Source organism: Segatella copri (assembly GCF_019127135.1).
Taxonomy (GTDB): domain Bacteria; phylum Bacteroidota; class Bacteroidia; order Bacteroidales; family Bacteroidaceae; genus Prevotella.
This window is the reverse complement of record NZ_JAHOEA010000018.1, coordinates 49,572-61,796: the sequence shown is the minus strand read 5'-3', so window position 1 is coordinate 61,796 and position 12,225 is coordinate 49,572. Positions and strand designations below refer to the sequence as shown.

The window sequence follows — 12,225 nt, the reverse complement described above, 5'->3', positions numbered from 1 at the left end:
TGCCTGAAAATTAGGATATGTTATTTTATAGGTACACATTTTGTCAAAGTCAGGAGAAACCGCCTTGGTACAAACCGGCAAGAATTATTTGCTGGTTTACCTCAAAAGTAGCATTTCTTTTAGACTGATCTGTAGAAAGATCATAAGCTGATAACATATTTTGGTATATCTCATTCATGATGTAAGAGTTTTAATATTGTGCGTATGGATGTTGCCTTTTTTCCTATATTTGCATAAACTTCGAATATCTTGGGATTGAGCTGGTAGAATCTGTCCATATCAAATCTTAGATTTTCTTCCAGAAACTCTAATGCTTCCTTCTTGTATCTCAGTTTGATACCTGGCAGGTTGGCTATCAAATCACATAATGCCTTTTCTGGAGTAGCCATTATATAGACATTGTTTCCTTCCTTTATCTGCGTAATTCCTATAGGATAGGTGGCCCTTGGAATATGATGATAGTAAAAGTTGCCTATGGGTGTATTGTATTCCTTTGCTGTCTTAAAGGTCATGGATTGAACTGTATATACAGCTTCGGGTATTAAACCATAATATCTTAATGCTGTCTGCATAGACACATAAGATGGAGACAACAGATGGTTGGCGATAAGTCCGGAAGAGAGTGGTTGTCCCGTTTCTTGTGGATTTACAACGAACAGATTTCGCCTGAGGCGGATGATTTCACCCGCCTTTTCCAGCTGTGCAACTTTTGCAAACTTGGTCTTTACATCTGGATATAGTGAAGCAATGACCGAAGATGTTACTGGAATATTGCCTAATGTAATTAGAATATTTCTCATTTGGGCGCAAAGATAGTCAAATTTTCGATAGAAAACAAACTTTTTCTTAGTTTTCTGTCGAAAATTTAGCTTTTTCTTTAGCCACAGGTATAATCTTTACTCCGTCTTCCATTGATATGGCTTTATCGTAAATCGTGTTTTCTACAGTTACTTTATATTTTTGCGGCGTTTTACTTTGTATTTTAACGGTAGTTTACTTTGTGTTTTTGCGGTAAATGGTCTCGAATTTTAGCGATAGCACCGCTCTAACTATATAAAAATAGGTAGTTAGGGTGGTGGTATCGCATTTGCAAATATATATGAAGTTCCGAAAAATAAAAATCCCCAACCTGCTATATGAAAAGCGGGTTGGGGAAATTATGATAGATTTTGCTTCCATAGAAAATATCCGATTGTGAATTACAATGGATACTCCTCGAAAGCGTAGAGTACAGTGCTTAAATAACGCTCGCCGGTATCTGGCAAGAGGGCTACAATCTTCTTGCCCTTGTTCTCTGGACGCTTCGCAATCTCGGTGGCTGCAAAGGCGGCGGCACCAGATGAGATTCCTACCAGCAGACCCTCGGTCTGAGCCAGGTCACGACCTGCCTTGATGGCATCATCGTTCTGAATGTCCAATACCTCATCGATATATTCTGAAGAGTAAGTCTCTGGAACGAATCCGGCACCGATGCCCTGAATCTTGTGAGGACCGCTCTGTCCGCCGTTCAATACAGGCGATGTGGCAGGTTCTACGGCAATCACCTTCACGTTAGGATTCTGCTCCTTCAGATACTTGGCGATACCCGAAATTGTTCCACCAGTACCTACACCGGCTACGAAGATATCAATCTCGCCATCGGTATCTGCCCAGATTTCTGGTCCTGTTGTGGCATAGTGCTTGGCAGGATTGGATGGGTTGGTAAACTGTCCCAGAATCACGGAACCCGGAATGGAATCACGGAGTTCCTCGGCAGCCTTGATGGCACCAGGCATTCCGTCCTTACCGCTGGTCAATCTCACTTCTGCGCCGTAAGCCTTCACCAGGTTTCTGCGCTCCACACTCATGGTTTCTGGCATGGTGAGGATGAGGTGGTAGCCCTTTACGGCTGATACCAGAGCCAGACCTACACCCGTGTTACCGCTGGTTGGTTCGATGATGGTGGCACCTGGTTTCAGGATGCCCTTCTGCTCTGCGTCTTCGATCATCGCAAGGGCGATACGATCCTTTACGCTTCCGCCAGGATTGAAGAATTCTACCTTAGCAATCACAGGGGTCTCCAAACCCTTGGATGCTGAATACTTACCCAATTCTACCAATGGGGTCTTACCGATTAAATCAGTAATCTGTTTATATATCTTTGCCATAACTGTACTCTAATTTAAATCATTAATATTTTTACTTTACGTAGGTAAATGCCTCATCGAGAGCCTCAATCAGGTCGTCGATGTTCTCGATACCGATGCTCAATCGAACAGTAGAAGGATAGATGTGCTGCTCCTCCAATTCCTCTGGGCTCAACTGAGAGTGGGTGGTTGTTGCTGGGTGGATAACCAGTGACTTCACGTCGGCTACGTTAGCCAGCAAAGAGAAGATGCGCAGGTGGTCGATGAACTCCCATGCCTCTTTCTCGCCGCCCTTGATATCGAAGGTGAAGATAGAACCACCGCCGTTAGGGAAGAGCTTCTTGTAAAGTTCATGGTCTGGATGAGAAGGAACGGCTGGGTGATTAACCTTAGCCACCTTAGGATTGTTCTCCAGATATTCTACCACCTTCAATGCATTCTGAACGTGACGCTCTACACGGAGGCTCAATGTCTCCAAGCCCTGAAGAAGAATCCAGGCATTGAATGGAGAGATGGTTGCACCGGTATCACGAAGGATGACCGCACGGATTCGGGTTACGAAGGCTGCTGCTCCGGCTACATCTGCGAATACGGCACCATGATAAGATGGGTCTGGCTTGGCGAGAGTAGGGAACTTGTCGGCATTTGCCTTCCAGTCGAACTTACCGCCATCTACGATGACACCACCGAGAGATGAACCGTGACCGCCGATGAACTTGGTTGCTGAGTGAACCACGATATCTGCTCCGTGCTCGATAGGACGGATGAGGTATGGGGTGCCGAAGGTGTTATCGATAATCAATGGGATGTTGTGGCGATGAGCAATCTCTGCCAACTTATCGATATCGGTTACATCTGAGTTAGGATTTCCGAAGGTCTCTGCATAGAGTGCTTTGGTATTGTCCTGGATGGCAGCCTCTACCTGCTCGAAGTTGCGAGGATCCACGATGGTGTAGCTTACACCCTGTGTAGATAATGTATGAGTGATGAGGTTATAAGTACCACCATAGATGTTGTCGGCAGCTACGATGTGGTCGCCGTTCTGAAGGATGTTCTGCAGAGCGTAGGTAACGGCGGCAGCACCAGAAGCGACAGCCAAACCTGCTACACCACCCTCGAGGGCAGCCACACGGTCTTCGAATACACCCTGAGTAGAGTTGGTCAAGCGACCATAGATATTACCTGCGTCACGGAGTCCGAATCTATCGGCAGCGTGCTGAGAGTTGCGGAACACATAACTTGTGGTCTGGTAGATAGGCACCGCACGTGCGTCGGTAGCTGGATCTGGATTTTCCTGACCTACATGCAACTGAAGTGTCTCAAAGCGAAGTTTCTTTTCTGTACTCATAATCTATGTCCTTTCTTTAATTTTACGTTAATATTCAATCTTATTCATTTATATAAATTGTCGCCCAGAAATCAGATTGATGTTCTCTCTCTGAAAGACATTCTGATGTCCTTCTGAAAGTCATCATGCAGTTTGTTCTGATTGACGCTGCAAAGGTACGGCGATTTTTTGGATTCTGAAATAGCATATGAGTAGTATTCCTGCTACCACGTTTGTGGTATTCGGGCATTTTTTAGCAGAAAAATGGGCAAAATTACCTAATTTGGCCGTGATTTGCGAATTTCGTTACCTAATTTGGCTGTGATTCGTTACCCAATTTGGCTGTGTTTCACTTCCTAGTTTGGCCGGTAAACAGCAAAAAGTGGCGATAGGTGTGCGAAATCTATGTTTTTTTATGAGATTTCGCACACCTATCGCCACTTTTTTGAGAGAAATTACAATCTGAATCCTAAGCCGATGGTCATCGGGTAACACTCGGGAGCCTTGGTCTTGTTGAGCAGCGGGGTTATTCCGGCACGGGCGTAGAGCATCACTCCTGAGTAGCCGGCACGGGCCTCGAGGTTCAGGCCGATAGGGTTGAGGTTGATATCGCCCGTTTCGGTATGCTTGTGCTTTCCGATGAAGTAGCGGGAATGTTCGTGCCAGCGGTATTCTACCGATGGACCTAACGCCAGGAATGCATCATGGCATCCTATGCGCTTCTGCCACTCCAGCATGATAGGCAGGCGGAGCACATTGTAGCTGATATAGCTTTTCTTTAGCGTTTCGCCTTCTATTGGAGTCATTGCTGATACCCCGTTTTCGGTACTTAATACATAATTGTCCTTGAAATGGTGGTGTACCTGTCCGATGGAGAGAGAGGAGGTGAGCGCCATTTCGTTGGAAAGGCGGAAGCAGAGACTGGTGAGGGTGATGCCCCATTCCCACGACTTGGAGTCGCGACTGTGCATCTCGTTGTTGCCTCCCATGCTTCCCCTGCTGCCTGGCAACTGGCTGCAGCCGAAGAAGAAGGTTGGATAATGACTCTCCAGACTGCGCTTGCGCTTGCTCAAGGTCTGAGGGATGAAAGGCGAGGTGACAAATACCTTTTCTACTTCCTGACCATCTACGAATTGGGTTTCGGAAATCTTGGTCATCTCGTTGCCGTTCATCTTATATATCTTCACAGAAGTCTGTTCACCATCCTGCTTGATGACGATGTTCTGGTCGTTCACTCTGATTGTGGTGTCGTTAGCCTCTACCGAGGCTGGTGCACTGTTGCTGTTGGTTTCAGCAAGGGCGAAGGCTGGCATCATAGCAGCCATCATCATTACGTTTTTGATATTCATAATACTATATTTTATGTTGTTTTTTATTCTTATTGAGAAGATTCCAGAAGAAAAATGTTGTTTCTATCTTCTGGAATAGCAGAGTTGCATGATATCTTCGGGCGACAGGTCGCCTTCGATATAAATCACGGTTCCCTTGCTTTTACTCGGATTACTGAAGAGGATAAAGCGGTTGTTGCCATTGCTTAAGGGTGCCATCATGTAATAGCCGCTCACCATCTTGCCATTCTCCACCACCTCTCTGATCTTTTTCGCAGCCTTGCGGTCGGACTTCAGATAGTGGGCTATTTCCGTGGCATGGTTCTTATATACCAGGCTCTTGTATATCTTGAGCCTGTAACCTTTGAGTTGCGTATTCTGCATCGTAACCATCTTGCATCCCTTGGCATGCCCGAAGCGTTGGAATATACTTTTTACGTATAGTCCCTCCTGGGCATTAGCCGAAATCGAGGCTACCACGATAAGAAGCAGTCCGATGAAGAAGCGTTTTATCAAGTTGCATCGTTTCATATTCTATACCTTATTATATATATTATACTTTATAGTTTGATTGATTGTTTCATCTAAAAGATGAATTTATTGTTTCATCATATCCAGGGCACTGAATGGATCTTCGGAATCTGCCGAAACATCTTCCAGGGCATCCAGGGCTTCGTTATGAACGAACTCCTGGTCGGTATAAACCTTTCCATCGATAACCGCATAACATTCAGGCTGAGGCTGGGCTATCTTCTGGATGCCCACAATCAGGAATGCGATGATAGCGGCGGCTGCCACAGAAGTGCCGAAATATTTGAGCCATCTGCTGCGAGAAGCTTCCTTCTTTGGAATTTCTTCCTTCTCGATATCTTTCTTTTCGAAATCTTCCTCCTTCTCTTCTTCTTTTAGAATTTGAGAAAGATTCATCTGTTCGAATCCGATATAGCTGAAGAGGGCGCGATAGGATTCCCATTCTTCCGGAATATCATTGGCATGCTCTTCGAAATATTTTCTGAGCGTTGCCTCTTCCTCATTGGATGTGGCACCATCCATATACTTGTCGAGCAAGTCCTGTATCGTCTTGAATTCATTGATACCCTTGAATTCATCGATTCTTTTTATTTTATCGTTCATCTTCTTTCCTCCTACTTTATTTTGTTCTGTTCTGTTTCACGATATTCATATAGGTCTCTCTGATTTTGAGCCGGGCTCGGGAGAGATTCTTTCGGAGATTATCGGCAGTACATCCCGTTATCTGCATGATTTCATCGGCAGTATAGCCTTCTATCTCCTTCATGCGGAATATCTGCTGTTGCAAGGGCGGAAGCTGTGCCACTATCTGCTTGATGAGGTTTACCTCGTCCCGTTGCTCTGCCCGCCGGTCTTCTATGGGCACTTCCATCACCTTGTCGGTGGTGAAGTTTCGCTCCTCATGTCGGCACTGGTCATAAAACTTGTTGCGCATGATGGTGATGGCTAGAGCCTTGAGGTTATCTTCTGCCTGGATATTCTGGCGCATGTCCCACAGCCTGAGCATGACTTCCTGCACGAGGTCTTCGGCATTGTCGTCACTCTCAGTCAACCTTAGCGCATACGCTTTCAAGTTGCTGCGCATCGGTAGGACGATATGGTTGAATTCTTCTGTTCTCATAACCTTTACATTCTATAGACGTATGAAATTGAAAAATCGGACATCTTATAAAAGATTTTTTCAAAAAATGCTTTCTTTTTTCAAAGAAAAATGTTATTTTTGCAGTCATAAACATAAAATTTAGCAATCGAAAACATTTAAAAACTGAATGGCTTATGGCATCAATAGTTTCTATTATTCCCATCGTGTTGCTGTTCATCCTGATGCTCGGCTTCAAGATGGCAGGTCATAAGAGCGCCTTGCTGACGCTCGTAGTTACCGTGTTGCTCGCTCTCTTCGCAGCTTCGCCGCTAGGCATGATAGCCCCGGAACATGCGGAGGATAGCGTAATCGCCCTGACAGGATGGGCGGTGGTGGAAGGCATCCTGAAGGCGGTGTTCCCGATTCTCATCATCATCCTGATGGCTATCTACAGCTATAATATCCTCGTGGAAAGCAAGCAGATTGAGGTAATCAAGAGGCAGTTTACATCGATTACCGATGATAAGGGGCTGCTCGTGCTGCTCCTCGTATGGGGATTCGGCGGACTGCTCGAAGGTATGGCGGGCTTCGGAACGGCGGTGGCGATACCTGCTGCCATCCTCATCGGACTCGGATTCAAACCGATGTTCTCGGCTCTGGTTTCCTTAATCGGTAATACCGTGGCTACGGGATTTGGTGCCGTGGGTGTGCCGGTTACTACGCTCTGTAATGAGGTGGCTGAAAGCGGATCGGCTTCGGCGGCACAGATTTGCGAGACTTCGGCCTTCGCCATTATCCAGCTGGCACCTCTCTTTATCATCCTGCCTTTCATCATCCTGACGCTTACCGATAAGCACAATCTTATCAAGAATCTCATCATCGCTCTCTGGGTGGGAGTGATTTCCGTGGTAGTGCAGTTTGTCTGCGGCTATTATCTCGGTTCGGAGACTCCAGCCATCATCGGTTCGCTGGCTGCCATTATCGCCATCATCGCATACGCCAAGGTGTTTGCTAGCAAGAGCAAGGTGCAGGATAAGGAAACCTTTACTTTCGCCGAGAGTCTGAAGGCATGGAGCGTTTACCTCTTTATATTGATATTCATCCTGGTTTCCGGCGCACTCTGTCCTCCGGTCAATGCTTTCCTCAAGAGCCATTTGGTGAGTGCGGTTCATCTGCTAGTGCTCGACAGCACCTTTAAGTTTGGCTGGATTTCCAATGCGGGCTTGATGCTCTTCCTGGGTGCTACGATTGGTGGACTGATACAGGGATTGAGCCTTAAGCGACTGATGGTGATTCTTGCCCGTACCATGGTGAATCTGCGAAAGACGGTGGTGACCATCTGTTCGCTGATAGCCCTGGCGAGTGTGATGAACTATTCGGGAATGATTACTTCCATCGCCTCTGGTCTGGTGGCTGTGACGGGTGATTTCTATCCTTTGGTAGCACCGATGATTGGTGCCATCGGAACCTTCGTAACGGGTTCTGATACCTCTTCGAATATCCTCTTTGCCAAGCTTCAGGCTCATGTAGCCAATCAGTTGGGCATGACGGGACAGAGCACATTCTTTGGTATGGAGGGTGGTCAGGAGAACTGGCTGGTTGCCGCCAATACCACGGGAGCTACGGGTGGCAAGATGATCAGTCCGCAGAGCATCGCCATCGCTACTGCAGCCTGCGATATGGAGGGAAAGGATGGAGAGATTCTCCGTTCGGCCATCCCATACGCCCTGCTGTATATCGTATTGGGCGGATTGATGGTTTATTTCGGTTGCTGATATCTTTTCTTATAAAACAAAAACTGTCCTCATCTGTTATTTCAGATGGGGACAGTTTCAGTTTTATCAATCGACATTATATCTTTTAAGCATGTCTTTTCTCGTAAGCCAGACTGTGGTCGTGCTTGTCGATATCATTTTTTGATTTGCTCTTTACCACGAGCCATACACCGGAGAAGATGAGGGCGGCGGCTATTGCCTGTATGCCTTTGAATACGGCGAGACCCACGATAACACTCACGGTAACCGATACCAGCGGCTGCACATAATTATATACACTCACCACGGTAGGGCGCAACGTCTTCTGACCAATCATCATGCAGATGTAACCCAGGAAGGTGCCGAAGAAGATGACGTAGCCCGTTTCCCACCAGGTGCTCATCGGAACCTGGGCGAAAGGAATGTCCGATACATGTCCTATCGTGAAAGGCCAGATGAAGAGGGTTGCCCAGGTAAACATCCACTTGTTAACCGTGAAGAGCGAATACTTCTGAACCAGCGGCTTGAAGAGCGCCAGATAGAGAGCGAACGAAAGCTGTGCCGAGATGCAGAGCAGGTCGCCCCAGATGTTTCCCACCTTGGCATTGCCAGCCGTAGCACTTGTCAGGATGATGATGCAGGCTCCGCTGCATCCCATCAGCACACCGATAGCCTTCTTCCTGGTGATAGGTTCCTTCAGAATCAGGAACGAGAGAATCATCGCAAAGATAGGCATCGAGGTAGTCATGATGCTGGAGTTGCTTGGCGAGGTGAGACTCAGACCGATGGTATAGCAGCACTGGTTGCATACCAGTCCGAAGATGCCGGCACCTGCCATCTTGATGATGTCCTTGGTTGGGATATGTTCTCTTTTAGTGAAGAATGATGCAATCCAGAAGAGGATGGCGCCACCCAATACACGGAAACTCACCAGGTCGATGCCGTCGATGCCGTTTTGCATTGCTGCCTTGCCTATAGGAGCCATCAGTCCCCAGAATGCACCGGAACAGAAGAGGCACAGGTGGGCGATAAGAGGTCGTTTGTTATCCATTTTTTCCTTATTTCTATTTAAATCTTCCTATTTTTGAATAAAATCGAGTGCAAAGGTACAAAAATTCGAGGAATTTTACTATATTTGCGGTATATTTTTTAGAATAGGAGATAATTCTTATGCAGAAATATGCTGATTATATCAAACAGATAGAGATTGAATCTCTCTGGAGCGGTACCAAACATATTCTTTGGAACCTCGACCGCCGTGTCAATATCCTGAGTGGTGTAAACGGCGTGGGCAAGAGTACTATATTAAATAAGGTGATAAAGGGTCTGGCGGCTGGCGGCGAATTCCCTAGCCACATGATTAAGGGCGTGCATCTGAAGGTGGAGCCGGAGGAGGCAAAGTGGATTAGATATGATGTAATCCGCTCGGTAGATAGACCATTGATGAATGCCGAGATGATCAACAAGATAGACCTTACCCTGGTTACCGAACTCGACTGGCAGCTCTTCCAGCTGCAGCGCAAGTATCTGGATTATCAGGTGAACATCGGCAACCGCATCATCGCCGTGCTTCAGAGCGGCGAACCGGATGCCGCCTTCAAGGCTCAGAAACTGAGTGAACCGAAGAAACTGTTCCAGGATATGGTAGATGGTCTTTTCAAGGATACCGGCAAGACCATCATCCGTACTGCCAACGAAATCCGCTTCAATCAGATAGGCGAGCAGCTTTTGCCTTATCAGCTCTCGGCTGGTGAGAAGCAGATTCTCGCCATCCTCCTCACCGTGCTGGTGGAGGACAACCAGTCATACGTCCTCTTTATGGATGAGCCGGAAATCAGCCTTCATTTCGAATGGCAGAAGCAGCTCATCGGTCTGGTGCTGCAGCTTAATCCGAATATCCAGATCATCATGACCACCCACAGTCCTGCTGTGGTCATGGATGGATGGACCGATAGGGTGACGGATGTGAGCGACATTACGATATAAGTGAAAAAGAAGTATTATGGCTAAACGGTTAACTGATAATATCAATTCCCAGTTCTTCGAGGCAGCCAATAAGATGACTTCGAAGAAGGCTCGGCGCAAGATTGTGGCTTACGTCGAGAGCTACGATGATGTCTTCTTCTGGCGTTCTGTACTGGGAAAGTTTGAGAATGAAAAACGCTATTTTGATATCATGCTTCCTACCCGTAACCAGCATTTAGACAGAGGCAAGAAGGCTGCTATTTCCAGCATGCTGAAGGGTGTCGGTAGAGATATGATAGCCTGTGTAGATGCCGATTACGATTATTTGCGTCAGGGCTCAACCGAGTCATCCCAGCAGATGTTGGAGAATCCTTTCATCTTCCATACCTATGCTTATGCCATTGAAAACTTCCAATGTTATGCCAGAGGATTGCATGAAACCTGTGTAATGGTGACGCTCAACGACCGTCGCATCTTCGATTTCGAGCGTTTCCTTGAGTCCTATTCCCGTACCATCTGGCCTCTTTTCTTATGGCACATGCTGTTTTATGTGCGTCATCGCAAGATGTCGATGCATTTTGATATGGCAGAGTTTGATAAGGTCATCATGCTGCCTTCTGTCCGTATCCAGGATCCTAAATGGGCGATAGATTATTTGGGAAAGAAGGTGCGGGCAAAGCTGTTCCAGCTGGAGCGCCGCTTCAAGAAGTTTAAGGATGAGTTGGATGAAATGGCTCTTTACCTCAACAATCTGGGTGTAAACGAGAGCAATACCTATTTATATATACAGGGTCATCATCTCTTCGACCTGGTAGTAAGTCCCATCGTCCAGAGTGTTTGCGATGCTTTGCGCAATGATAGGGAGAACGAAATCCGCGACCGTGCCATCCATTCCGAGCAGGCCCGCACCGAAATGGCATGCTATGAGAATAGTTTGGGCAAGGTAAAAATGATGATGAAGAAAAACACCTTCTACCAGTTCTCACCGGAATTCCAGAAGATTCAGGCGGATGTGGAAAAGTATTTGGAAAGGTAAAAAAGTAAAAAGGTAAAAAGAAAGCAGGCAGATGATATCCCGCCAGGCTCTTTTTACCTTTTTACCTTTTTACTTTTTTACCTTTAAATTTATACGTATGTCTCCAGGAACTTCAAGGTTCCTTCTACCTTCAATGTCTGGGTAGCGGCTGGAACTACGATGCTCTCGCCGCCCTGGAGCGTAATTTCGTTACCCTCGTTGTCGGTAATCTTAGCCTCACCCTTCAAGCCAATCAGAATCACGAAGCTATCCAACTCTGAATAATCCAAAGTCATTGGATCATTGAGATCATAAACGGCTGTGGTGAAGTAAGGGCACTGTACTATGCTTACACCCTGATTCTTGGCTGGAGTGTAGTGCTGGCGATAGTCTGCCAATACGGTGTAGTCGATGCACTCAGATGCCTCCTTGGTGTGGAGCTGGCGATAGTTGCCATCCTTGTCCTTGCGCTTGAAGTCGTAGATGCGATAGGTAACATCGCTGGTCTGCTGAATCTCGGCAACGAAACAGCCTGTTCCGATGGCGTGGATTCTGCCGGCAGGAATAAAGAAACAGTCACCTTCCTTTACCTCATACTGAGCCAGGGCATCGGTAATGGTATCATTCTCTACCATCTCCTTGTACTGCTCAGGGGTAATCTGCATCTTCAAGCCGTTGTAGAGTTTGGCATCCGGCTCACATGGCAATGCATACCACATCTCGGTCTTGCCGCGCTCCTTACCCTGCTTCTTGGCAATTTCATCATTAGGATGCACCTGGATAGAGAGGTCGCGGTTGGCATCGATAAACTTGATGAGCAGTGGAAACTCATTGCCGAAACGCTTGTAGTTCTCTTCTCCGAGGAAACTCCCCTTCAGTTCTGCAACAACCTCGTTGAGGCTCTTGCCCTGCATCTCGCCATCGGCTACGAAGCTTTCATTTCCTGGTACTCCAGAGATTTCCCAGCTTTCTCCCACATTCTCCTGCTTTACGTCGAGATGTTTGAAAGCGATAATCTTACTGCCACCCCAGATGGTGGATTTTAATAGCGGTTGAAATTTTAATGGTTTCATTTTACTTATATTTAGTTTATAATTG

General features: G+C 46.6%; 12 protein-coding genes and 1 pseudogene. 3 read left to right on the top strand and 10 right to left on the bottom strand.

Features of this window, described 5'->3' with window-relative positions; all coding sequences use genetic code 11:
• Positions 1–55: 55 nt before the first annotated feature.
• The 8 genes and pseudogenes from KSW37_RS15985 to KSW37_RS06700 form a co-directional block, all read right to left on the bottom strand.
• Positions 56–181 (bottom strand): annotated as a pseudogene (locus KSW37_RS15985) (nucleotidyl transferase AbiEii/AbiGii toxin family protein); the annotation flags it as partial.
• Positions 171–800, bottom strand: a complete 630-nt coding sequence (locus KSW37_RS06730; protein WP_217313790.1) for a type IV toxin-antitoxin system AbiEi family antitoxin domain-containing protein — start codon at positions 798–800, stop codon at positions 171–173. The gene KSW37_RS06730 and the pseudogene KSW37_RS15985, both read right to left, overlap by 11 nt.
• A gap of 399 nt (positions 801–1,199) precedes the next feature.
• Positions 1,200–2,147 (bottom strand): cysteine synthase A, encoded by a 948-nt coding sequence (gene cysK, locus KSW37_RS06725; protein ID WP_217313789.1) that lies wholly within the window; start codon positions 2,145–2,147, stop codon positions 1,200–1,202.
• Positions 2,148–2,178: 31 nt separating this feature from the next.
• Positions 2,179–3,474: an O-acetylhomoserine aminocarboxypropyltransferase/cysteine synthase family protein gene (locus tag KSW37_RS06720; RefSeq protein ID WP_006849406.1), complete on the bottom strand. Its 1,296-nt coding sequence runs from the start codon at positions 3,472–3,474 to the stop codon at positions 2,179–2,181.
• Between the two features lie 434 nt (positions 3,475–3,908).
• A complete protein-coding gene (locus tag KSW37_RS06715) occupies positions 3,909–4,802 on the bottom strand; it encodes a hypothetical protein (protein WP_153089586.1) in 894 nt (297 codons plus the stop codon).
• Positions 4,803–4,865: 63 nt separating this feature from the next.
• Positions 4,866–5,312, bottom strand: a complete 447-nt coding sequence (locus KSW37_RS06710) for a DUF6108 family protein (RefSeq protein WP_217313788.1) — start codon at positions 5,310–5,312, stop codon at positions 4,866–4,868.
• A gap of 66 nt (positions 5,313–5,378) precedes the next feature.
• Positions 5,379–5,915, bottom strand: coding sequence for a hypothetical protein (locus KSW37_RS06705; RefSeq protein ID WP_118139645.1), 537 nt, complete (start codon positions 5,913–5,915; stop codon positions 5,379–5,381).
• A 16-nt stretch (positions 5,916–5,931) separates the two neighbouring features.
• On the bottom strand, positions 5,932–6,432 hold the full coding sequence (locus KSW37_RS06700) for an RNA polymerase sigma factor (RefSeq protein WP_217313787.1): 501 nt from the start codon (positions 6,430–6,432) through the stop codon (positions 5,932–5,934).
• A gap of 155 nt (positions 6,433–6,587) precedes the next feature.
• Between KSW37_RS06700 and KSW37_RS06695 the strand changes: the two genes are divergently transcribed.
• Entirely contained in the window at positions 6,588–8,168 is a 1,581-nt protein-coding gene (locus tag KSW37_RS06695) for an L-lactate permease (protein WP_217313786.1), read from the top strand.
• Between the two features lie 85 nt (positions 8,169–8,253).
• Here the strand turns inward: KSW37_RS06695 and KSW37_RS06690 are convergent, their stop codons facing one another.
• Entirely contained in the window at positions 8,254–9,198 is a 945-nt protein-coding gene (locus tag KSW37_RS06690; RefSeq protein ID WP_217313785.1) for a DMT family transporter, read from the bottom strand.
• 119 nt (positions 9,199–9,317) lie between these two features.
• On the opposite strand from KSW37_RS06690, the gene KSW37_RS06685 reads away from it, so the two are divergent.
• Both KSW37_RS06685 and KSW37_RS06680 read left to right on the top strand, forming a co-directional pair.
• Complete coding sequence (locus KSW37_RS06685; RefSeq protein ID WP_217313784.1) at positions 9,318–10,133, top strand: AAA family ATPase; 816 nt, start codon at positions 9,318–9,320, stop codon at positions 10,131–10,133.
• A gap of 16 nt (positions 10,134–10,149) precedes the next feature.
• A complete protein-coding gene (locus KSW37_RS06680; RefSeq protein WP_217313783.1) occupies positions 10,150–11,148 on the top strand; it encodes a DUF4435 domain-containing protein in 999 nt (332 codons plus the stop codon).
• An 89-nt stretch (positions 11,149–11,237) separates the two neighbouring features.
• Here KSW37_RS06680 and KSW37_RS06675 read toward each other — a convergent pair whose 3' ends face one another.
• Entirely contained in the window at positions 11,238–12,200 is a 963-nt protein-coding gene (locus tag KSW37_RS06675) for a type I phosphomannose isomerase catalytic subunit (RefSeq protein ID WP_217313782.1), read from the bottom strand.
• Between the last annotated feature and the right edge of the window lie 25 nt (positions 12,201–12,225).

What these genes read in the sequence shown, in the direction of transcription:
- KSW37_RS06730 (WP_217313790.1), bottom strand. Translation starts at nt 800, where the DNA reads ATGAGAAATATTCTAATTACATTAGGCAATATTCCAGTAACATCTTCG.
- cysK (WP_217313789.1), bottom strand. Translation starts at nt 2,147, where the DNA reads ATGGCAAAGATATATAAACAGATTACTGATTTAATCGGTAAGACCCCA.
- KSW37_RS06720 (WP_006849406.1), bottom strand. Translation starts at nt 3,474, where the DNA reads ATGAGTACAGAAAAGAAACTTCGCTTTGAGACACTTCAGTTGCATGTA.
- KSW37_RS06715 (WP_153089586.1), bottom strand. Translation starts at nt 4,802, where the DNA reads ATGAATATCAAAAACGTAATGATGATGGCTGCTATGATGCCAGCCTTC.
- KSW37_RS06710 (WP_217313788.1), bottom strand. Translation starts at nt 5,312, where the DNA reads ATGAAACGATGCAACTTGATAAAACGCTTCTTCATCGGACTGCTTCTT.
- KSW37_RS06705 (WP_118139645.1), bottom strand. Translation starts at nt 5,915, where the DNA reads ATGAACGATAAAATAAAAAGAATCGATGAATTCAAGGGTATCAATGAA.
- KSW37_RS06700 (WP_217313787.1), bottom strand. Translation starts at nt 6,432, where the DNA reads ATGAGAACAGAAGAATTCAACCATATCGTCCTACCGATGCGCAGCAAC.
- KSW37_RS06695 (WP_217313786.1), top strand. Translation starts at nt 6,588, where the DNA reads ATGGCATCAATAGTTTCTATTATTCCCATCGTGTTGCTGTTCATCCTG.
- KSW37_RS06690 (WP_217313785.1), bottom strand. Translation starts at nt 9,198, where the DNA reads ATGGATAACAAACGACCTCTTATCGCCCACCTGTGCCTCTTCTGTTCC.
- KSW37_RS06685 (WP_217313784.1), top strand. Translation starts at nt 9,318, where the DNA reads ATGCAGAAATATGCTGATTATATCAAACAGATAGAGATTGAATCTCTC.
- KSW37_RS06680 (WP_217313783.1), top strand. Translation starts at nt 10,150, where the DNA reads ATGGCTAAACGGTTAACTGATAATATCAATTCCCAGTTCTTCGAGGCA.
- KSW37_RS06675 (WP_217313782.1), bottom strand. Translation starts at nt 12,200, where the DNA reads ATGAAACCATTAAAATTTCAACCGCTATTAAAATCCACCATCTGGGGT.